Origin of the sequence: Mucilaginibacter antarcticus (genome assembly GCF_042686155.1) — a bacterium.
Taxonomy (GTDB): domain Bacteria; phylum Bacteroidota; class Bacteroidia; order Sphingobacteriales; family Sphingobacteriaceae; genus Mucilaginibacter; species Mucilaginibacter antarcticus.
Genome location: NZ_JBHUON010000019.1, coordinates 29365 through 49933, shown reverse-complemented (window position 1 = coordinate 49933; position 20569 = coordinate 29365). Strand labels below are relative to the sequence as shown.

The following is a 20569-nucleotide window of genomic DNA, read 5'->3' as shown; positions in this document are numbered from 1 at the left end:
GTAAGGTTTTTAGTTGAATGATATTATTGAACTAAGGGTGTTTTTGCCTAAGGACGGCTCCATAGGAGCATCCTGTTTATAGAAAAATAAATAATGAGATCAGCTCCTTAGGAGCTTCCTTTGAGATAATTCCTACGAGATTATAATATGAAATTTATAACTTAGCTTATCATGGCCAATACCTTTTCGCAAATTTATTTACAATTTGTATTTGCAGTGCAAAATCGGCAATGCCTTATTCCGCAAAATCACAAACAGGAGTTGCATAAATATATTACCACATTGGTGCAAAATAGGAAAGCCAAAATGCTAGCTATCAATTGTATGCCCGATCATGTGCACCTGTTTGTGGGTTTCAAACCAACTATTTCAATTTCTGATTTTGTTAAGGAGATCAAAGTGGAAAGCAATGAATTTATAAATGCCCAAAATTGATAAAAGGTAAATTTAAGTGGCAAGAGGGCTACGGCGTATTTTCTTATTCTCAATCACATATCGATGCAGTTGGCAAGTATGTGCTTAACCAGGAAGTTCATCATCAAAAACGAACATTCAAACAAGAGTATGTTTATTTGTTAGATAAGTTTCAAGTACCGTTTGAAGAACGGTTTTTGTTCGATTTTATCGATTCGTAGTTTCTTATCAGGAGGCTCCTAAAGGAGCCAAACTACAGGCTCTTGTATTTCTATAAACAGGATGCTCCTATGGAGCGGGCCTAACATATTCGTCTGCCCATATCAACATGTTACTATGCGGTTTACTTACAAGCTTTCAAATCCACTTCCACATCCTGCCCGGTAATTAACCCCAGGTTATTGCCAAAAGAGTTGGTAATATAGGTAAGCACCTGGGCAATTTCAATAGGAGCCAGGTCTACAGCGGGCATGTCGCCGTCGTAAGCTTTTTTATTTACGATGACGATCTTGTTTTTTAAGCCGTATTTAACAAAGCACGATAACAGCTTTTTGTTAGCTTTCAGGTAGGCCGAATCTGTTAGCGGTGGCATTAGTGACGACAAGCCCTGCCCATCCTTGCCGTGGCAGTTTTGACATTTGGTTTGATATACAATGCTGCCCGTGGTATAATACCGCTTAAAGGTAATACCGGCTTCGGTATCGCAGCTGTAAACCAGTATCGCCAGTAAAAAACATATAATGGCTGTTGCTTTTAGTTTCATTTGGCGCTGGCTTGATCTGGTTCGGTCTTTAATTTTTTAATATCGGCAATCAGGTTGGTAACCTGCTCGGTTACTGTACCATCATAAAAGCCGCGAATGCGTTTTTGCTTATCTATTAAAATAAAAAAACCGTCGTGGATGAATTTTTCTTTTTCATCCTCCTTAGGCGTGGTTACCAGGTAGCTTTTTGACAGGGTATAGATCTCTTCTTTTTTGCCATTTAGCAGCCACCAGTTATTGCCTGTAATGCCTAATTTGTCGGCATACTTTTTAAGCACCGCAACGGTATCATGTTTTGGGTCTATACTATATGATATGATTTTAAAGTTATCGTCAGTTCTAAATGCCTCGTAAACAGCGAGCATATTGCGGTGCATTATAGGGCATATTGATGGGCAGGTAGTGAAAAAGAAATCGGCTACGTAAATTTTGCCGTCCAAATTTTTACTGCTGATGCTGTCGCCTTGCTGATTTATAGTTTTAAAATCGGGAATAGTTTGATAGACGGTATCTACAACAGTTTTACCGTCAACGGTTTTGGTTACCGGCTCGCGGTTGCCAAATATAGGTAAAGTGTCAGGTGCGCCCTTACACGCAGCAAACAGGGTAACTACTAAGCTCGCTAATATTAGGTTTCTCATTATTTTTTCTCGAAGGGTTTTAAATATAGGGTAGACTCATTTACAGCTTTTATAAAAAGTGAATCGACAGCGCTAACCTGTTTTTTTTGATCGGCGAAGTAGTTCATCAGCTGCTCGTGATTTTTACCTTCGGGCGCAGGTTCAAAGTTTTGCATCCAATCACTCATTGCGGCATCAGCTTTAGCTAAGCTAGCCGTTAATTTCTTAATTCTGGCCTTTGCTTCGTCGTTTTGTGCTTCGCCGAATAAAGTATCCAATTTCATTTTGTTGTGCATCAATTGGTCCTCGCGTCCCATCACTTTGTCGTGTACTTTGATCACTTCGTCCAGGGCAACTTTTTCTTCGGCTTTTGGGTTGGTGCAGGCCGTAAATGCCAGGCATATCGTGGTTGCGATAAGTATTTTTTTCATTATGCGTTAAGCTGTGATAGTAGTTTTGTAGTACGAAAAATCTGTTATCGGCAAACCTTCAACCCCGTTGTGTCTTAAATGCACACCAATTTGGGCACGAGTATGGGTGCCATGGTTTATCACATGGGTAATAACATCGCTAACCCGCATAGTAAACTCTTTACCCTGAAAGTTTTGATAATTTATATATTGATTTTTAATATAATCGTCGGTGATCGTATCCAGGTAATCCGTCCATAGTTTGTGATTGCCATCAATAAGCTCCACAAAAATAGTTGCCGGCCATTTTGGCCATAACACAATGTCTATTTTATGTTCACCTTTTAAGCGGCGTATCCACACTTGTTCGGCAGTAAGCAGGTGGCCCATCAGGTCGAGCGCTTTTTGCGGTTGGCTAGACGAAATTATACTTTGAGCTATTTGGGTATTAACGTAGCGATTGTATTCAAACAACGGTTTAAAATAATCTCTCATTGGGTATGGCTTAAATGCAGCGTCAAAATTAAACATTATTTGCTGCAGCGTGTTACGCCATGGTTAACAATAACATAATATTAACGTCATTATAAGCACACAAGTGCTGCCTACTTTAGTAATAACAAAAATCAACGTTATGAAATTTATCAGCAATTTATTTAGCGGCTTACGCGAGTGGATGATCCTGAAAGCGATGCGATCTTCATTTATGCACTAATTATTTTCTTTTTACGTTTCTTTTATCAAATTAAATACACAATTTGGGCGTTGCGCAGCTCAATTTAATGGAATCTAACATTCAGGGTACTACAATAAACAAACAGCTTTTTGGCGACGATTTTGTATGGGGCGTATCAACGGCGGCCGTACAGATTGAGGGTGCCCATGATCAGCATGGTAAGGGTGAGTCTGTTTGGGATGTTTTTGTCAAAAAAAAGGGCAAAATATTAAAGAATCATCACCACTACACCGCTACCGATTTTTATAACCGGTATCAAGCGGATATTGACCTTGTTAAACAACTTAATATCCCCAATTTTAGGTTTTCAATAGCCTGGGCCAGGATTTTACCTAATGGCACCGGCGAAGTTAACCAAGCGGGGATTGATCATTACAACAGGGTGATAGACTATTGTTTATTGCAGGGTGTTGAGCCTTGGCTTACCCTGTATCATTGGGATTTGCCGCACGCGCTTGAACTACAAGGAGGGTGGACAAACCGCGCCGTTGTTGACTGGTTTGCCGACTATGTTAAAATTTGTGCCAATGCTTTTGGCGACCGTGTTAAACATTGGATGGTAATGAACGAGCCATCAGTATTTACGGGAGCCGGATATTTCCTGGGCATCCACGCGCCGGGCCGCAGAGGGCTAAAAAACTTTGTGCCCGCCATACATCACGCCGTATTAAGTATTGCTGAAGGAGGAAGAGTTTTGCGCCGGGCCTTGCCTGATGCTGAGATAGGCACCACTTATTCATGCTCGCACATTGAATCTTACAGCGCCAAGCCGCGGGATATTTCAGCAGCTAATAGGGTTGATGCCCTGCTTAACCGTATGTTTATTGAGCCTGCGTTAGGCTTGGGTTACCCCACCGAACTTGGTTTTTTAAAAGGATTAGAAAAATATATTCAGCCCGGTGATATGGAGAACGCCAAGTTTGATTTTGACTTTATCGGCCTGCAAAACTATACGCGCGAGCTTGTTAAGCACTCATTTTTTACACCATACATTTTCGCCTCGTTAGTTAAGGCCGAAAAGCGTAACGTGCCTTTAACCGCTATGGGCTGGGAGGTGTATCCCCAGTCAATTTATCATATCCTGAAAAAATACAACGCGTATCCGCAGATAAAAAAAATTTACCTTACAGAAAGCGGTGCGGCCTTTGCCGACGAGGTGGTTGATGATAAAGTACATGACCCCAAAAGGGTAGCGTACCTGGAGCAGTATTTACAACAGGTATTACGCGCCAAAAACGAAGGCAATAAAGTTAGTGGCTATTTTGTATGGACACTGACTGACAATTTTGAATGGGCCGAAGGCTATCACCCCCGTTTTGGACTGATATATGTGGATTTTGAAACACAGCAGCGTATTATAAAATCATCAGGCCTGTGGTACGCTAACCTGCTCAAGTAAATTGGCAGTTACGCTGTTTTCATCTGTTATAGGCAAGCTTATAAAAAACGTGGTGCCCTGTGGTCTCCCCTGAAACCATATTTTTCCGCCGGATTTTTCCATAATCTGACGGCAGATAGATAAACCAAGGCCAAATGATTTTTCGCCGGCTGTGCCCGGGCGCTGAGCGGCAGTGAACATGTTAAAGATCTGGTCCTTCATTTTTTCGGGTATACCTATACCATTATCCTGGACGGAGATCACCACCTGATTTAAATCTTTAACAGCCTTAACTACAATAGGTGCGCCGGTAGGGCTAAATTTGATGGCGTTACTGATAAGGTTACTAATAACCCTCCAAATCTTTTCGCGGCTGATGATCAGTTCCAGCGAATCCGTCAAAGGTTCAAAGAAAATTTTCTGTCCCTTTTCAAGCGCTTTAAAACGTAGTAATTCGACACTATTATTTACCAGCGAATTAATTTGTACAACTTCGGGGTTAATTTCGATGGTGCCGGTATTGGTAGCTTCCAAAATCTCATTGATCAATTCCAGCGAATTATAAGAGGTTTGTTTAATGAGGTTGATCATTTCTCTTTGCTCTTCATTCAAATCATCAGCAGACATTAATGAAGTTAATGATGCTATACCACCTAAAGGGTTGCGTAAATCGTGCGCAACGGTGCGCAGTATGCGGTCTTTTTCCTGACTGCTGTTGTTAACGTCATTAAGCGCCGTTTCAAGCTCGCCGTTTTTTTCGTTTATCTTTTGGTTAAGCAGGTTTACTGTCTCAACATCCTTTTTTGAACGACGCCAGTTTCTGAAGATCAAAAACAAGATGACAAACGTCATTACACCTACTACCCCCGCTACACAAAGTAAAATAACCTGGGTTTTGTTGTCGCCGCTTAGTTGGTCTATCTGCTGCTGCTTCTCAAAATTTTCAATTTGCTTGGCAATATCACTTTCCTTTAGGCGGGTAAGTTGGCTGATGTTTGAATCTCTAACGGTATTATAGTTTTGCAAATGGGCCAGTGATTTGCGTAAGTCGCCTTTGCGTTGATGATACCTGCTCATCAGGCTATTCCAGTCGGCTTCAACCTCAGGGCTGTTAATAATTTTTTGCTGCTCATTAATAGCGCTCAGCAAAGCAAATAGTTCATCGTCGCGTTTTTGCTTGTCATAAATTCGGGCCAGTTTTACTTCGCTATAAAGTGCATCACTATTATCGTAATCTTTTTGCAGGTTAATTTTAATACTCTTTTTTAACAAGTCGATGGCTTTCGTATCATCGCCTTGAATCAAGTATGCATCTGCTTTATTACCGTATACCACGCCGCGGGCCCTTATTACCATATTAAAGCGGTCAGTATGAAATTTTGCATTTTGATTAATAAACTGCAGCGATTTATCAAAGTAGTGAATCGAGCTGTCTATTTGATTTAAATGTTTATAACTTAAGGCAATATTATCCAGAATCTCCTGTGCGTGGTAAAAGCTCACAAAAGCCTTAGGGTTAATCACCAAAAAATCATAACTCTTTTTAAAAAAATCTTTAGCAAGCTTGTAGCTCCCCATTTTATAAGTGATCATCCCCATGCGGTAGGTATAATCAGACAGTATAGTTTTATTTAATTTGTTTCTGCCCACCACGTACCCCTCGTACAGGTGCTGATAAGCTTCGTCATATCGTTGTAGCGCAAATGATGCATCTCCCTTAGCAAAATTGGCATCAACAAACATAGCAGGGTATTCCGGATTTTTCGGGTTTTGGTTAGCAATGGCTAGCATCTTATCTGCATACAATGTCGCTTTTTTGCTATCGCCTAAGTGTTTCTGGTAATGGAAATAATGAAACCCATACAGTTTGTATTTATCTAAGACTGTAGGATTATTAATATCACGAAAGCTCGAATCCAGGTAACGGATGCCCTCTGCGTTACGGTTTGTAGCAAAAAGTGTATCAACAAATACTGCCAGACGTTTAAATGCCGCCGTGTTACCTGGCCGGGTATCATACTTTTGATTGCACGAAAATAAAGTCAGCATTAGCAACGTACCCAGCAGGCAAGTGGCAGTTGTTGGCTTTTTATATAAAAGTTTCAGATAGGTCAATTTAACGTATTTGGAGCGGTTATTAGCAGTTATATTACCCTTTAACGTGTATGCTTCAATTATTGTTTATTTAAAAGCTTCTTCGCCGGTAATATCCATGCCGGTTATCAGTAAGTGGATGTCATGAGTACCTTCATACGTAATTACCGACTCGAGGTTCATTATATGTCGCATTATCGGAAATTCGCCGGTTATGCCCATGCCGCCCAGCATCTGGCGGGCCTCGCGGGCTACGTTTATTGCTATCTCCACACTATTACGTTTAGCCATGGATATTTGAGCAGGGGTGGCCCGGTTTTCGTTTTTCAGCGTAGCTAATCGCCAAACCATTAGTTGTGCCTTAGTGATCTCTGTGATCATCTCGGCCAGTTTTTTTTGCTGGAGCTGAAAAGCTGCAATAGGCTTACCAAACTGTTTGCGCGCTTTGGCGTAACGCAGGGCAGTATCATAGCAGTCCATAGCAGCGCCGATGGCGCCCCACGCAATGCCATAGCGCGCCTGATTTAAGCATCCCAGCGGGCCTCTTAAACCTGTAACGTTCGGTAATAAATTTTCCTTGGGTATTTTTACATTATCAAACACCAATTCGCCGGTGGCCGATGCGCGCAGCGACCATTTGTTATGGGTCTCTGGCGTTGTAAAACCTTCCATACCGCGCTCAACTATTAATCCTTGTATTTTTCCCGCGTCATTTTTTGCCCAAACAATAGCTATGTCAGCAAAAGGCGCGTTCGAGATCCACATTTTTGCACCGTTAAGCAGGTAGTGGTCTCCGGCATCTTTAAAATTGGTGGTCATGCCTCCCGGGTCAGAGCCATGGTCGGGCTCGGTTAATCCAAAGCAACCCATAAGCTCGCCGCTGGCAAGTTTTGGCAGGTATTTATGTTTCTGTTCTTCAGATCCGTAAGCATAAATAGGGTACATCACTAAAGAGCCTTGTACCGAGGCCGTAGAACGGATCCCCGAATCGCCACGCTCAATCTCTTGCATGATAATGCCGTAAGCCATGTAATCAAGCCCTAAACCGCCGTATTGTTCGGGTATAGTAGGGCCAAATGCGCCTATGTCAGCCAGGCCCTTCAAAAGCTGTTTCGGAAATTCGGCGCGCTGCGCGTAGTCTTCAATAATAGGGCTCACCTCTTTTTTTACCCAGTCGCGCACGGTTTTACGTATCAGCTTGTGCTCGTCTGTTAATAATTCGTCCAATAGGTAATAATCCGGCGATTCAAAAAGGTCTGTTTTACGCATAGCTTATATTTGGTGTTGTAAATATAGCTAGTCATCAATTAAGTTAACCAGATATCAAGTTGTTATTCTACCAACATCCTTATTAAGCCGCCCTTAAATCAACCTAAAATAATAACTTTGAAGCATGATCGTATCATTACACGGCGCAGCTTTTTTTGCTTATCATGGTTTTTATGCCGAAGAACAAAAAATAGGCAACCATTTTTTGGTTGATATTGATGTTGAGTTTACGCCTGCCGCAGATACGATGGAAGACAACCTGGACAATACGGTAAATTACGAATGGCTATATGATATGGTGTGCGAGGAAATGAAAATTAACCGCAAACTGATAGAAACTGTTGCGCAGGCTGTTATAAATCAGATAGTACAACAATATCCATTTGCTATTAGCGTCAGGGTAGTACTTAAAAAGCTTAACCCTTTATTGGGTGCCAAAGTAGGGCACTCGGCGGTAACCCTGAGCTATCAAAAAGGATAGTAGTTAATTATCGTATCCTCAATTTTTTCTGGCCATTTTTGTTTAGCTGCATATATTGCAGCTTCCTTGCTCATGGCACTGACCAATAGCGGATTGTTATATAGAGATAATACACCCTGTGTTAGTTCTTTTACCGCAATAGCCGGCGACTCTGCACTACAGCGTATGCCCGTTTTGTCGCTTACTACAATAGCCTGTCCGTGCAGATTAAGCGTTACTACGGGCATGCCGAATGCCATAGCCTCAATTAACTGAACGCCATTGGAGTCGCGCAGCGAAGTGAAAAAGAAAACATCGTGCGACTCATAGAAACCTCTTACTTGCTCAAATGGAACTTTGCCGGTTAGGGTTACTGTATCTTGCAAACCGTATTGCACAATCAGGTTTTCAATTTCCTCCTGCATTTCGCCATAACCTACAACAGTTAGCGTTATGCCCGGATAGTCCTTAAGCTTTTCCATTACCTCAAGTACCAAGGGTACACCTTTACGTGGCATAAACCGGCCCACCCAAAGCAATTTTAAGGTACCTGCCCGGGGCGATTTTATTTTTAATTCTTTAGGATAGAAATCATCAGGCAAGGCAGTATCTAATGTAAGGTGGCAGTTTTTAGCTCCAATAGATTTCGCCAGTGCCATTGTATCCGGGTTGGAAACTAAAACCGCAAATGCCAGTTTTAACATCGTTTTGCACGCTGGGTTATATTTAACCATGATATTGCTTACCTTTTCGCGCTTAACTTCTGCCGCCCAGTGGTCTTTAAAATAGCTTTTAAATGCCTCTGGAGCGGTTTGCCCGCCACCAGCCGGTCCAAATACGAACGGAATATCCAGCTTGTAAAGATATGAGCCCATTTGCAGGCTACCCCAGGTGACATGATGTGCCATGTCAAACTTTTGTTGCCGGTGAAGGGATTTGCCTTTTTTGTAGGCCAGCCATTGCCACGCCATGTAGTAAAAATAAAGACCGTTAGTTGTGCCGTGAAATATTTTTTCTGAAAACGGCGGCATCTTAATGTAATGGAAAGTCACATTCTCGGGCTTAGGGAAAGCCTCGATACCTTCGCGATTTATACTGCGTGTTAGGCAGTGTACATTATAACCTTTGGCCGCTAAACCAACGGCCCAGTTCCATCCGTTACCATCTTCCGACCCCATAGACGGGTTACAGGCAAATACTGATAAAAGTAATCTTCTCATTTATTTACACAAATCAGCGTGCCAGTAATTAAGCTAGTAAGTACATAAATATAAAAATAATTTTGATAGGAACAGAGAAGCGGCTAAAGGTTAAGTGTCGACTGAATATAGTATATTTAACGTACCATTTATAAAGTGCAGAGAGGATACTATGCTACCTGTTGTTAGGACGATATTACATATTAGGTTTTTATGCGCTATTGTTATCATTTGCTCGGCAGTTTTATTGGTTAGTTATAAAGGCAACGCACAAAGTTTTGGCGACCCCATAGTTAAAATAACCTTTGGCAGTGGTAGTTCTCAATATGCCGGCCCACTTAAGCCCGACTCGGGGTATACAGACTATTTTTATGTTAACAAATCGCCCGAAGATAATGACTATACTATTGCCAATAGTACCATTGGCATGAACACCGCCTGGGTACAAACCCGGGATCATACCGGCGATACTAACGGTATGATGATGATTGTTAACGCCAGTTATCAACCGGGGTTATTTTACACGCGTACCGTCACCGGGCTTTGTGGTGGTACTGAGTTTCAATTTTCGGCCTGGATAAAAAATATTTTAAGGCGTACTAACGGCATATTGCCAAACGTAACTTTTACAATAGAAGATTTAAGCGGTAACTTTTTAGGCGGCGGTAATACTAACAACGTTTTTGCTACAGATACCTGGGAACAATATCGCTTTGCTTTTAAAACGCCGGCTAATGTCCAAACTGTAGTTTTAAAAATGATCAATAATGCGCCGGGGGGCGGGGGCAATGATCTGGCTATAGATGATATTGAATTTAGGCCTTACGGAGCAGTGATAACTGTAGCGTTGGATAGAGCTGACGCGATTTTTTGCGAAGGCGTACAAGAACGCGTAACCATGCGCGCAACAACCCCTATACCAAGTGGCTATGCTGTAAAGTTTCAAAGGTTGACGCCCAACGGATGGGTTGACTTAAGGCCGGCCGACACCAACACATCAATAGCTATTGCGGTGCCTGCTGCACCGGGTGTTTATAATTATAGAATGGTTACTGCCGATGCGGGGAACATAGACTCGCCACCTTGTGTCGTGTCTTCAAATTACCTGGCGCTTACTGTTGGGCCATTGCCAAAAGCGGTTATTGATATGCCCAACGAGATTTGTATGGAGCCAACAGTTTTTAACGAATCATCTACAGCGCAAGTTGCCGCTATCTCCTCCTATCTGTGGACTTTTGGCGACGGGACAGAATCAACCGAAAGAACTCCGACCCACGCTTATACCAGTGCGGGCATCAAAACGGTTACATTAACGGTAACAAATAGGGTCGGCTGCCAGTCGGTCGTGGCAACGAAAAATATAAATGTAATAAGGCCTGTTAATACCGATTTTAGATATTCAATTCCGGCCTGCGAAACACAAGTTATCACATTTACTGATATATCAACCAGTATTGAAGGTAATATCGTTAGCCGGGTATGGGATTTTGGCGACGGTAGCCAAACGGTTTCAAAAACCGATGCGACACCCTTTGTCCATACATTTGTCGCCGCAAGAACGTATAATGTTACGCTTACTACAACTACCGATAAAGGGTGCATGCGTACCCGGACTTATCCTGTCAGAATTAATGCCCTGCCTGCGGTCAATTTTATATTACCTGAAGTTTGCTACGCGGATTATTTCGCCCAATTTAAGGATAGCAGCTTTGTTGGTGGCAGCAACAGCGGTTTGATTTACAAGTGGAATTTTGAGGATAGTGATGCTTCGGTAGCTGATAATACTTCAAACCTTCAAAACCCGCAGCATCATTTTAGCCGTACGGCGCTGTATACCATAAAACTTACTGTACAAACAGCTGATGGCTGCGAATTTTTTAAAGAGAAACAATTACAGGTAAACGGTTTCCCGATACCAAAATTTGAAGTACCCGGTAAAGATGCTATCTGCGCCAATCAGCCGGGGTTATTTATTAATAAGGCTACCGCAAGTGCCGGTAATGTAACCAAATTAGAATGGTTTTTTGATGCTGATCGTAACACTACAATGCCGGACATAACCGATGATGAACCACGACCGGATAAAGTTTACTCTTTTAAATTCCCGGCTGTAATGTACCCTCGTGCAAGTGCAACTTACAAAGTGCGAATGGTGGCTTACACAGGTGCCGCCGGAGATTGCCAGGCCATTTCTGAGCAGGTAGTTACCATTTTGGCAAGCCCGATTTTGCAGTTTACGCCGCCCGCAATTATTTGCCTTAATAATGGCATAATAAAGCTTCATGAGCATTTCAAAGAAACTACCGGCATACCGGGTACGGTGCAATTTTCGGGCCCGGGCGTTAAGGGTAATATATTTGACCCTAAAGCCGCGGGGATTGGGCCGGTTATTATAAAATGTACTTATACAAGCAGTTCAGGTACGGCTTGCGTTGATGAGATTATTGACACGATATTGGTAAAACCCATACCAACTAATGTCGATGCAGGGGCAACCATATATATTTTAGCCGGCGTTAAAACATCGCTTAATGCAATAGCTACAGGCACCAACTTGAAATATTTGTGGACACCATCAACGGGATTAAGTGACGCTACTATACCCAACCCAACGGTGGCTGCACTTGAAAATACAACAACCTATACACTAAAAGTTACAACAGAAGATGGTTCGCCGGGCGATGCTTGCAGTGTCGAAGATAATGTTACGGTAGTGGTACTCAAGGTGCCGGGCATCCCCAATACATTTACCCCTAACGGCGATGGTATTAACGACACCTGGGAAATAAAGAATTTACAGGCTTATGAGGGCGCAGCCATTACGGTATTTAACCGCTATGGGCAAAGGGTATATTCGTCAATAAGCTATAATAAACCATGGGATGGGCGCATGAACGGCGACTATTTGCCGGTTGGGGTATACTATTATATAATAGACCCCAAACATGGCCGGGCACAAGTATCGGGATATGTCACCATTATAAGGTGATATACGATATTGAGGAAAATGTTCAGAAAAAATAGTGTTATTACGCGACCGAGGGTTGACCGGGCGGCGTGATCATATTATCAATCAATTCGCCTATGGCTTTTAGCGTGTTAGTATCCAGGTAATCTTCATTACGCTGCATCCACTCGCTGCCTAGTTTATAAAGCATAGCTGCTTTACCGTTTACTTTAACTGTCCACACACGCAAGTTTTTAAAATAACCTGCAGTAACTTCAATGAGTTGAGTAGTACCGTCGGCTAACTTCAGTCTGTAATTCATTGTTGTGCTAATTTAAAGGGTCAAATTAAAGGGTGAAAAAAAGTCAAAGTGCTATCAATAGGCTGCGGTTTAATTTTTTATACGGCTAATACGTTTTATGCTTACCGTTATTGTGTTAATATATTGTTAAATGTAGTAACTAATTGAATTAGTTGCAATTAAAATGCATTAGAATTTCATTAATATTTCACAACAGAAAAAGGCAGCAATTTTGTTGCTGCCTTTCCTGATTTTATAGCAGTTATTCTCTTATCCAAATGTTTCTGTAGCTTACCGGATCGCTCTTGTCGCCGTGTGCCTGCAGCCTTATCGAAGCTGCCCCATGCTTGCTATAAACATGCTTGGTGCCGGTTGATGTGCCACCTTTTATAATAACATTGTTTTGCACCAATACCCCGTTAAAAAATATAGTAACACGCGCTGCAGATTTAAGCGAACCATCCTCATTAAATTCCGGAGCGGTATAAGCTATGTCGTAAACATTCCATTCGCCGGCCGGTTTTGCAGGGTTAACCAGTGGGATAGACTCGCGGTAAACGCTGCCTGCCATACCGTTGGTGTAGGTTTTATTTTCGTTATTATAAGTGTCTAATACCTGTATCTCGTATTTACCCGATAGGAAGATCCCGCTGTTACCACGCGATTGGCCTTTCTCTGTAATGGTGGTAGGTATTTTCCATTCAATGTGTAATTGAAAGCTGTCAAACTTACGTTTGGTTTCAATATCGCCGGCGGCTTTGTTAACTGTTAATACATCGCCATTAATGGTCCATTTAGCTGCCGATTGATCCTTAGGCGATACCCACTCATCCAGATTTTTTCCGTTAAACAGGGTGATAGCATCAGAGGGGGCGTTGCCTATGGTTTTTGCCGGGGTAACCGGGTTGGGTATGGGGGTAAAAACTTCGGCGTTGGTAGGGTTTGTAGCTTCCAGATTTGCCTGCCTGATTGCAGCGCTGTTAGTTTGCGCCTTTACAATGGCCGGCGATGCTAACACTAAGCTGGCTAATATCAATGTGTATTTCATAATATTGGTTTTACAAGTAAGGGGGTTAGTACTTCTTTAGGTTCAAATTTAAAAAGATTTTAGTTTATCGGCTACCAAAATACCGTAACTTATTTGATTGATAAGGGGGCCACAAAAAAAAAGAAAGTATTTTTCATTTACTATAACCAATGGCGATACTATTGCGTATAATCGGTATAATAATTATAGCTATGGAATATTTAGACAAAGACCCCTATCCAGAAAAACCCGTCGGCATTGTTATCCTTAACTGGATAGTAGTGGTTGTAATTGCGATTGATCTGCTTTGGTGTATATTATAATATAAAGAAACTTTTAAAGAAAAAGCCCTTAATTAATATTAAGGGCTTTTCTTGTTTTATACCTTGATTTGTTTCCATTTCCCCCGCCTAAAAAAGTACCAGGCCCCTAAGGCCAGCAAGGTCTCGGCAACTGGTATAGATATAAAGGCGCCCGTGGCCTTAAGATCAAATACTTTAGAAAGCGTGTAAGCCAACGGAATCTGAACTAACCAAAAGCAAACCAAGTTTAGCCAGGTAGGCGTTTTAGTATCGCCGGCACCGTTCAGCGCCTGGGTCATTACCATGCCCACTCCGTAAAACACATAAGCGCTTGCAAAGATGCGCAGGGCACGTACGCCATAACTAATCACCTCGGCATCGTTAGTAAACAGCTTAATGATCGGGTCGGCACAAAACAGAAACAGCGCCATTACACCGCCCATAAAAATGGCATTATATTTCGCGGCGATGATAACGCTTTTTTCGGCACGTTCAATTTCTTTGGCTCCCAGGTTTTGCCCAACTAAGGTGGCCGCCGCATTGCTTAAACCCCATGCCGGCAAAATAAAGAATACTACATTGCGTATAGCTATCTGATAACCTGCAGAAGCCGCTGTTCCGCCGGTTTCTGCTACCAGTTTGGCCACAAATATCCAACTACCGCTGGCTATGACAAACTGCAGCGTGGCAGGCCATGATATGTTGACGATGGATTTTATAATTGGTGCATCAAATTTAAAATGGTGCGCAGTGAATTTTAGGATGCCATTCCCTTTTATCAAGTGATAAACCTGGTACAGCACACCAACACTGCGGCCGGTAACCGTAGCAATGGCAGCCCCCTTTAAACCAAAAAAATGTATCAGCACAGGGCATAAAATAATATTGGTTATGCTGGCTATCCAAAGGCTTTTCATGGCCATGGCCGCATTGCCCGCGCCGCGAAAGATGCCGTTGATCAAAAAAATCAGTATAATAACCACACTGCCCCCAAACATGATTCGGGTAAAAATGGCGCCCTCTGCCACTACTGTCGCACTGGCGCCCATTAGCGATAAAATTTCGCCCGCGTAAACCATACCTGCTATGGTTATTAATATAGATACGCCAAGACCTACCAACATTGCCTGTGCGCCCGCATGTGCTGCGCCTTCCGGGTTTTTCTCGCCTATGCGGCGGGCTACCAAAGCGCCTGCGCCGGTACTTAGGCCAATAGCTATGGAGTACGCTATGGTAATTACAGACTCGGTTAACCCGACGGTAGCTATGGCGTTTTCGCCAAGTTTGCCTACAAAAAACATATCTACCAAGGCAAAAACGCTTTCAAGGCTTAGCTCCAGGATCATGGGTACAGCCAGCAAGAACACCGCCCGGCGGATGCTGCCTTGCGTGTAGTCCTGGTTTTCGCCATTAAGTGATTGCTTTATTATAGAAAGGACCTTCTTAAAATTCATTGTTGGGTAGGCGGATAAGGCTATCAAACTAAAACTTCACAAGAATAGCCATTAGCGTTTAAAATTTCTATTATTTTTTCGGGAGCAATCAGCTCCGCCTCAACCCTTAGTATTTTGTCGCAGTCTTCCATATCAAAGTTAACCCTGCTGTTAGGGTAATGCGCATGCACCTGGCTGATCAGGCTGTGGCACAGCTCAATCTCGTTAACGTCGGTTTTAAAAACTTCTACAATCATGGTGTCTTTATCAGGCTAAAGCCTTAGCTATATTTTGCAACTGGTTGGTATGTCTTTTGGTATGAAATACGTAAAACCACAGAAACTCTAAACGGGTTAAAGCGCCCATTACCGGCATTTTAAAATCAAGACAGGTTTGGCTAAGGTCAAGCGTTTTGGCGGCAGTTATTAGCTTATTAAATGTGTTGTCAAAGTCTGTTAAGAAAGCCTGTTGATCATGAGGGCCGTCGCCGGGTAAAATAAAATCAGGTGATTTCATTTTGATCGTAAAATCTAAAAAAGCCGAAGCTAGCGGGGCTACATTTTGATCGGGCGCGCGGTCTGTTGTTTCGGTTGTTCCATATAATACATCAACCCCTAACGATTGCAATAAATGGTCAGACACTTGCCCGGCTGTCCAGCTATCTTTAAAAGGAACGGTGTTAAATTTATCCCGGCTAATTGCAGCTACAGCTTTAAGTATACCGCTTTTTGCTTCTTCTAATTCTGCTACTAAATTGTTCATGGAGTTAATATTAAAGTGCTTCGCCACGTATGGCGAAGCACACGGTTTAGGTGATTGTTACTGTGATTATTTTTCGTCGTAGTTGATCATCCATTTAATGCCGAACTTGTCGGTAAACATACCGAACCACGCTCCCCAAAACATTTTCTGAACGGGCACCTCGACTTTACCACCTGCCGATAAGGCGTCAAACAACTGGTTAGTTTCGTCGACGCTATCTGTTGAGATAGAAATGCTAATGTTATCGCCAATCGTTACAAAATGACCGGCCGATTCAAGCGCGTCTGTACCCATTAAAACGTTTTGACCAATGGGTAACGATATGTGCATTACTTTGTCCTGATCCTCTGCCGGCATGTTTACGCCGTGCTCGGTGTCTTTAAAGCGGCTTACGACTGAAAATTCGCCGCCAAATACCGATTTGTAGAAATTGAAAGCTTCTTCTGTGTTGCCAGGAAGGTTAAGGTACGGATTGATAGTTGCCATGTTGTGGGTTGTTTAATTATTGGTGATTGTTTTGTGAATGCTAAGGTAAGTAGTAATAGTAGCTTATATGACGTGCATAAATGTCAACCTTAGGGGGTATTCGAGACATTTTTATATCTTTACAACACCAATTATAAAACGATGAAACAATTAGCCATTTTGTTAAGCGATCAGTACCGCTTGCTGAGCGTAGCAGCCATACTTGACGTTTTTGAAAGCGTTAACCGGTTTTATATCGCCGACGGCAAGCAGCCGGCCTTTGATATTAGCCTATATAATTCGGGCACAGACAATGGCGAACGGATGTTAGAATTTAACGGCTACCCCGTGCGTTCTATACTTGATTCGCAAAAGCAGGACATTGTTTTCATACCGGCCTTTGTGTCGGTGGATATTGCACAGGCGGTATTTGAAAACCAAAAATATGTGCCCTGGCTGCAGCAGCAATTTAAGGCAGGGGCAGAGCTGGCCTGCGTTTGCACCGGCGCTTTTTTGCTAGGCGCGACAGGGTTATTGAACCACAGGCAGGCCACCACACATGTTGATGCCTGTAAGCAGTTCGCTAACTTTTTTCCGACAGTTAAGCTACAGGCAGATAAGGTGGTTACCGGCGATGGTGGTTTGTATACAAGCGGAGGCTCTACGTCAAGCTTTCACCTGATGCTGCATTTGTTGCAAAAATATTGCGGTAAAGATATTGCCGTACGTACCGCAAAGTTATTCTCTATTGATATGGATAGGGAGCAGCAGTCCTATTTCAGCACGTTTTCGCCTGTTCAAGAGCATAATGATGAATTGGTGACCAAAGCGCAACGATCAATAGAAGCCGATTATCAAAGCGCGGGCACTATAGAAGAACTGATTAAGGACCTGCCTTCAAGCCGTAGAAACATTGCCCGGCGCTTTAAGCATGCAACCGGCATAACACCAATCGAGTACCTGCAGCAAACCCGTATCGAAGCTGCCAAAAAGCTGCTTATTGAGACCAATCAGCAAATGACGGAGGTGATGATCAACTCGGGCTACAGCGACCCGAAAGCCTTCAGAAAGATCTTTAGAAAAAGCGTTGGTATGACACCGACCGGGTACCGGGAAAAGTTCTATATGGGATAGGCTTATTGACTATAGCAATATACAATTCACTCGCCCCAGGCGGTAATCATCAAGCTGCGGTTGCCGCCATAGTTACGGTGTTCGCACAAGTAAATACCCTGCCATATCCCTAAGGCAAACCTGCCATTGGATATAGGGATCATTACAGAGCTGCCCAGCATGGATGCTTTTAGGTGAGCCGGCATATCGTCTGGGCCCTCATCGTCGTGCATGTAGTCGGAGTCGTTTTCGGGCACTGCTTTGCTAAAATACATCTCAAAATCTTTACGCACGGTAGGGTCGGCATTTTCATTGACGGTTAAGGATGCCGACGTGTGCTGAATAAATACCTGGCACATACCCATCTTAATTTCTGCTATCTGCGGCAGCGATTGCAAAATCTCGGCAGTTATTAAATGAAATCCACGTCGTACCTGTCTGAGCTGTATTTGTTGCTGAAATATTTTCATATGTAGTAGTGCAGCAAATTTACCGCAATAATCAGGCTAACATCAAATATAAAATGTAATTTGGTAGAAACATAACTATCATGGGATTAGGAATGCCTGAACTGGTATTAATACTATTTGTTGTTGGTTATTTACTACTTAAACTTTATTGCCTGGTTGATATCATCCGGTCTGATTTTAAAGACTCGACAACCAAGTTATTATGGGGCCTTGTTGTTTTATTCATAGCAGTCATAGGTCCGTTATTATACCTAACCATCGGGCGCAACAGTAAACTACAAGCATAATGACCTTAGCCTTTTTTGAAATCTCCGGACAGGAGATAATTTTAATCTCGATCCTGTCTGCACTTCTTCCGCTCCTTTGTATCATAGACATTGTACGTTCTGATTTTAAAGATTCGACAACCAAGTTATTATGGGTGCTTGTGGTGCTATTTATAGCATTCATAGGGCCCTTAGTTTACCTTATTATTGGACGCGGTACCAAGATCAAATCCTCAAAGTAATATAGACAATTTACTTTATTCGTAAAATATCGCCTGATCGCAATAGCGGGCACGAAGATTGTCAAGTAGGTGTTCTGTAAGCAGAAACACATTATGAGAGAGTTTTTTTCGGAAGGAGTGCGCGTATTCATCGTTATTATGATATTTATTTTAGGGATTGGCGGCGCGCTAATCGCCGGCGGTAAGTTTGATAGCTGGGGTAAGCGCCTAACCTGGCGACTTAAGAAAAAACGAATAGATTCCCACTAAACTGTAACTTATAATGTAGCAGGTTGTCTAAACGGTATAAGATTATTAATATGCGTTATTTCTTTTGTATAATATTACCACCACTAGCCGTTTTTAGTACCGGGCGCATAGGTGCCTTTATTTTAAGTATCATACTTACCCTGTTTTTCTGGATCCCCGGCGTAATACATGCCATATTGGTCACTAACGACTATTACGCCTCAAAAAGGCATCGTCAACTGGTGCGCCAGCTGCGCCGAGCTTAAAACTATAGTTTTTTGTAATTGGTAGACTGCGTTATTTTATAAGTCACCCCTGCTTCAAGTCCCCAAGTTGGGTTAAGCATACCCGTAAACGTGTATTGCAAGCACATAGCAGTTGTATTTAGTACAAGTATCGGCTTGGTTTGGGTGCCGCCAATGCGTTGCTTCAATGTTAAGTTATTACCTAAAATAGTATAGGTAGCATATGATGTGGTGTCGGCAGTAGCTACCGAAGCGCCGATTTTACGGCTGTATGTAACACTAAACGTGTTATTGTTAATGTCATAAACCTCGTTAAATGATCTGGCCGAAAATTCTCCCTCATAGGTAGTAGTCGAGTCCTTTAACAGTTCATTAGAGCTTAAATCATAAACCTTGGTGTTAAGCTGGGTAGATTTCCAGGTGCCCACTATCAATTTGGTATATTGATCCTTGATAGACGAGTCGTCTTTTTTGCAGGCATTTAATGCAAATAAGGTAATTATCGCAAATAGTAATAAAGGCTTTTTCATATAGGTTAAGTAAATATAGCCAAATGATTGACACTGTTGTGTTTGTAACAGCTTTATAGCAATAAATGCGAGGGGGTAGTCGATTGCTATAAGTTAACAGCTTACTAAACACTATGTTTTGATAAATTTGTATCCAATTTTGTTTTCTATGAATGATGTTTTAGGCCGAGCGATATTTGATTATCACCAAAGTAATACTGATACCAAACTTTGGATCAATAACAAATACGGCGAACCTGAAGAAATGCCCGTAGCAACCTACTTTAGAAGTGAGGATGATATGCCCGACCTTGAATGGATGGCGCTTGAGCAGTGCCGGGGTAATGTGCTTGATATAGGCGCCGGGGCGGGTAGCCATGCCTTGTTGTTGCAGGACTGGAAAATTGACGTCACCGCACTTGACATTTCGGCGCTATGTGCCACGGTAATGCAGGCCAGGGGCGTGGCTAAGGCAATACAGGGCGATATTTTTGAATTTACGCAACAAAAATTTGATACCTTATTGATGTTGATGAACGGTATGGGGCTGGCAGGCACCATTGAAGGGTTGAAAGAATTGCTGCAGCATTTAAAAACTTTGCTTAAACCCGATGGACAGCTCTTGTTCGACACGTCAGACATTGCGTACCTGTATGAGGGTAACCTGCCCAAGCAAGGCTACTACGGCGAAATTGAATATCAATATAGCTACAAAAACGAAAAAACGGAATGGTTTAACTGGCTTTATGTAGACGAACGCACCTTGCAGCAAATTGCCACAGAGGCCGGTTACCGTATGGAAGTACTTATGGACGACGAGTACGGCCAGTATTTAACCCGTTTAACCTTAGCGTAGTACATTATTATTGTAGCGTTTATTAAACTTTAAACGTATTATTTGTTCTATACAACAAAA

General features: G+C 42.4%; 25 protein-coding genes. 10 read left to right on the top strand and 15 right to left on the bottom strand.

The annotated features are described in order from the left end of the window. Positions 1-171 precede the first annotated feature (171 nt). Positions 172-435 carry an IS200/IS605 family transposase gene (gene tnpA, locus ACFSYC_RS14765; RefSeq protein WP_377129181.1) on the top strand — a complete coding sequence of 88 codons (264 nt, stop codon included), beginning with the start codon at positions 172-174 and terminating at the stop codon, positions 433-435. A 322-nt stretch (positions 436-757) separates the two neighbouring features. On the opposite strand, the gene ACFSYC_RS14760 is transcribed toward tnpA, so the two are convergent. From ACFSYC_RS14760 to ACFSYC_RS14745, 4 genes are read right to left on the bottom strand one after another with little or no spacing between them, the layout of a single operon-like run. Next, a complete protein-coding gene (locus ACFSYC_RS14760; protein ID WP_377129179.1) occupies positions 758-1177 on the bottom strand; it encodes a c-type cytochrome in 420 nt (139 codons plus the stop codon). Then, a complete protein-coding gene (locus ACFSYC_RS14755) occupies positions 1174-1818 on the bottom strand; it encodes an SCO family protein (protein ID WP_377129177.1) in 645 nt (214 codons plus the stop codon). The genes ACFSYC_RS14760 and ACFSYC_RS14755 overlap by 4 nt, the downstream gene beginning before the upstream one ends. Continuing rightward, positions 1818-2228 carry a hypothetical protein gene (locus ACFSYC_RS14750; protein ID WP_377129175.1) on the bottom strand — a complete coding sequence of 137 codons (411 nt, stop codon included), beginning with the start codon at positions 2226-2228 and terminating at the stop codon, positions 1818-1820. The genes ACFSYC_RS14755 and ACFSYC_RS14750 overlap by 1 nt, the downstream gene beginning before the upstream one ends. A gap of 6 nt (positions 2229-2234) precedes the next feature. After that, complete coding sequence (locus ACFSYC_RS14745) at positions 2235-2702, bottom strand: DinB family protein (RefSeq protein WP_377129173.1); 468 nt, start codon at positions 2700-2702, stop codon at positions 2235-2237. Between the two features lie 287 nt (positions 2703-2989). Here ACFSYC_RS14745 and ACFSYC_RS14740 point away from each other — a divergent pair, with 287 nt between their 5' ends. Continuing rightward, positions 2990-4342, top strand: a complete 1353-nt coding sequence (locus tag ACFSYC_RS14740; RefSeq protein ID WP_377129171.1) for a GH1 family beta-glucosidase — start codon at positions 2990-2992, stop codon at positions 4340-4342. Here ACFSYC_RS14740 and ACFSYC_RS14735 read toward each other — a convergent pair. Both ACFSYC_RS14735 and ACFSYC_RS14730 read right to left on the bottom strand, forming a co-directional pair. Beyond that, positions 4310-6370, bottom strand: coding sequence for an ATP-binding protein (locus ACFSYC_RS14735; protein WP_377129169.1), 2061 nt, complete (start codon positions 6368-6370; stop codon positions 4310-4312). The genes ACFSYC_RS14740 and ACFSYC_RS14735 overlap by 33 nt on opposite strands. 132 nt (positions 6371-6502) lie before the next feature. Further along, complete coding sequence (locus ACFSYC_RS14730) at positions 6503-7684, bottom strand: acyl-CoA dehydrogenase family protein (protein WP_377129167.1); 1182 nt, start codon at positions 7682-7684, stop codon at positions 6503-6505. A 124-nt stretch (positions 7685-7808) separates the two neighbouring features. Here ACFSYC_RS14730 and folB point away from each other — a divergent pair, with 124 nt between their 5' ends. Further along, positions 7809-8165, top strand: coding sequence for a dihydroneopterin aldolase (gene folB / locus ACFSYC_RS14725; RefSeq protein ID WP_377129165.1), 357 nt, complete (start codon positions 7809-7811; stop codon positions 8163-8165). On the opposite strand, the gene ACFSYC_RS14720 is transcribed toward folB, so the two are convergent. Beyond that, on the bottom strand, positions 8153-9364 hold the full coding sequence (locus ACFSYC_RS14720) for a glycosyltransferase family 4 protein (RefSeq protein ID WP_377129163.1): 1212 nt from the start codon (positions 9362-9364) through the stop codon (positions 8153-8155). The two genes, folB and ACFSYC_RS14720, sit on opposite strands and share 13 nt — an antisense overlap. A gap of 151 nt (positions 9365-9515) precedes the next feature. Here ACFSYC_RS14720 and ACFSYC_RS14715 point away from each other — a divergent pair, with 151 nt between their 5' ends. Then, positions 9516-12332, top strand: a complete 2817-nt coding sequence (locus tag ACFSYC_RS14715) for a PKD domain-containing protein (protein WP_377129161.1) — start codon at positions 9516-9518, stop codon at positions 12330-12332. 40 nt (positions 12333-12372) lie between these two features. Here ACFSYC_RS14715 and ACFSYC_RS14710 read toward each other — a convergent pair whose 3' ends face one another. The 6 genes from ACFSYC_RS14710 to ACFSYC_RS14685 form a co-directional block, all read right to left on the bottom strand. Next, on the bottom strand, positions 12373-12612 hold the full coding sequence (locus ACFSYC_RS14710; protein ID WP_377129159.1) for a hypothetical protein: 240 nt from the start codon (positions 12610-12612) through the stop codon (positions 12373-12375). A gap of 241 nt (positions 12613-12853) precedes the next feature. After that, the gene (locus ACFSYC_RS14705) at positions 12854-13639 is read right to left on the bottom strand and encodes a 3-keto-disaccharide hydrolase (RefSeq protein WP_377129157.1); all 786 of its coding nucleotides are present in this window, start codon (positions 13637-13639) and stop codon (positions 12854-12856) included. Between the two features lie 358 nt (positions 13640-13997). Continuing rightward, positions 13998-15374: an MATE family efflux transporter gene (locus ACFSYC_RS14700; protein ID WP_377129155.1), complete on the bottom strand. Its 1377-nt coding sequence runs from the start codon at positions 15372-15374 to the stop codon at positions 13998-14000. Between the two features lie 23 nt (positions 15375-15397). After that, on the bottom strand, positions 15398-15610 hold the full coding sequence (locus tag ACFSYC_RS14695) for a hypothetical protein (protein WP_377129153.1): 213 nt from the start codon (positions 15608-15610) through the stop codon (positions 15398-15400). A gap of 10 nt (positions 15611-15620) precedes the next feature. Further along, positions 15621-16115 (bottom strand): DinB family protein, encoded by a 495-nt coding sequence (locus ACFSYC_RS14690; protein ID WP_377129152.1) that lies wholly within the window; start codon positions 16113-16115, stop codon positions 15621-15623. A gap of 66 nt (positions 16116-16181) precedes the next feature. Beyond that, positions 16182-16601, bottom strand: a complete 420-nt coding sequence (locus tag ACFSYC_RS14685) for a VOC family protein (protein ID WP_377129150.1) — start codon at positions 16599-16601, stop codon at positions 16182-16184. Between the two features lie 141 nt (positions 16602-16742). Here ACFSYC_RS14685 and ACFSYC_RS14680 point away from each other — a divergent pair, with 141 nt between their 5' ends. Further along, on the top strand, positions 16743-17714 hold the full coding sequence (locus ACFSYC_RS14680; RefSeq protein WP_377129148.1) for a GlxA family transcriptional regulator: 972 nt from the start codon (positions 16743-16745) through the stop codon (positions 17712-17714). A gap of 26 nt (positions 17715-17740) precedes the next feature. Here the strand turns inward: ACFSYC_RS14680 and ACFSYC_RS14675 are convergent, their stop codons facing one another. Next, a complete protein-coding gene (locus ACFSYC_RS14675; RefSeq protein WP_377129146.1) occupies positions 17741-18163 on the bottom strand; it encodes a secondary thiamine-phosphate synthase enzyme YjbQ in 423 nt (140 codons plus the stop codon). Between the two features lie 80 nt (positions 18164-18243). Between ACFSYC_RS14675 and ACFSYC_RS14670 the strand changes: the two genes are divergently transcribed. The 4 genes from ACFSYC_RS14670 to ACFSYC_RS14655 all read left to right on the top strand — a co-directional run bounded on the left by ACFSYC_RS14670 (position 18244) and on the right by ACFSYC_RS14655 (position 19165). After that, entirely contained in the window at positions 18244-18450 is a 207-nt protein-coding gene (locus ACFSYC_RS14670; protein WP_377129144.1) for a PLDc N-terminal domain-containing protein, read from the top strand. Beyond that, on the top strand, positions 18450-18671 hold the full coding sequence (locus ACFSYC_RS14665) for a PLDc N-terminal domain-containing protein (protein WP_377129142.1): 222 nt from the start codon (positions 18450-18452) through the stop codon (positions 18669-18671). The genes ACFSYC_RS14670 and ACFSYC_RS14665 overlap by 1 nt, the downstream gene beginning before the upstream one ends. Positions 18672-18764: 93 nt before the next feature. Beyond that, on the top strand, positions 18765-18920 hold the full coding sequence (locus ACFSYC_RS14660) for a hypothetical protein (RefSeq protein ID WP_377129140.1): 156 nt from the start codon (positions 18765-18767) through the stop codon (positions 18918-18920). 50 nt (positions 18921-18970) lie between these two features. Further along, positions 18971-19165 (top strand): YqaE/Pmp3 family membrane protein, encoded by a 195-nt coding sequence (locus ACFSYC_RS14655; protein WP_377129138.1) that lies wholly within the window; start codon positions 18971-18973, stop codon positions 19163-19165. A 2-nt stretch (positions 19166-19167) separates the two neighbouring features. Here ACFSYC_RS14655 and ACFSYC_RS14650 read toward each other — a convergent pair whose 3' ends face one another. Then, positions 19168-19674, bottom strand: a complete 507-nt coding sequence (locus ACFSYC_RS14650) for a lipocalin family protein (protein ID WP_377129137.1) — start codon at positions 19672-19674, stop codon at positions 19168-19170. A gap of 148 nt (positions 19675-19822) precedes the next feature. Here ACFSYC_RS14650 and ACFSYC_RS14645 point away from each other — a divergent pair, with 148 nt between their 5' ends. Beyond that, positions 19823-20509 carry a class I SAM-dependent methyltransferase gene (locus tag ACFSYC_RS14645; protein ID WP_377129135.1) on the top strand — a complete coding sequence of 229 codons (687 nt, stop codon included), beginning with the start codon at positions 19823-19825 and terminating at the stop codon, positions 20507-20509. The last annotated feature ends 60 nt before the right edge of the window (positions 20510-20569 follow it).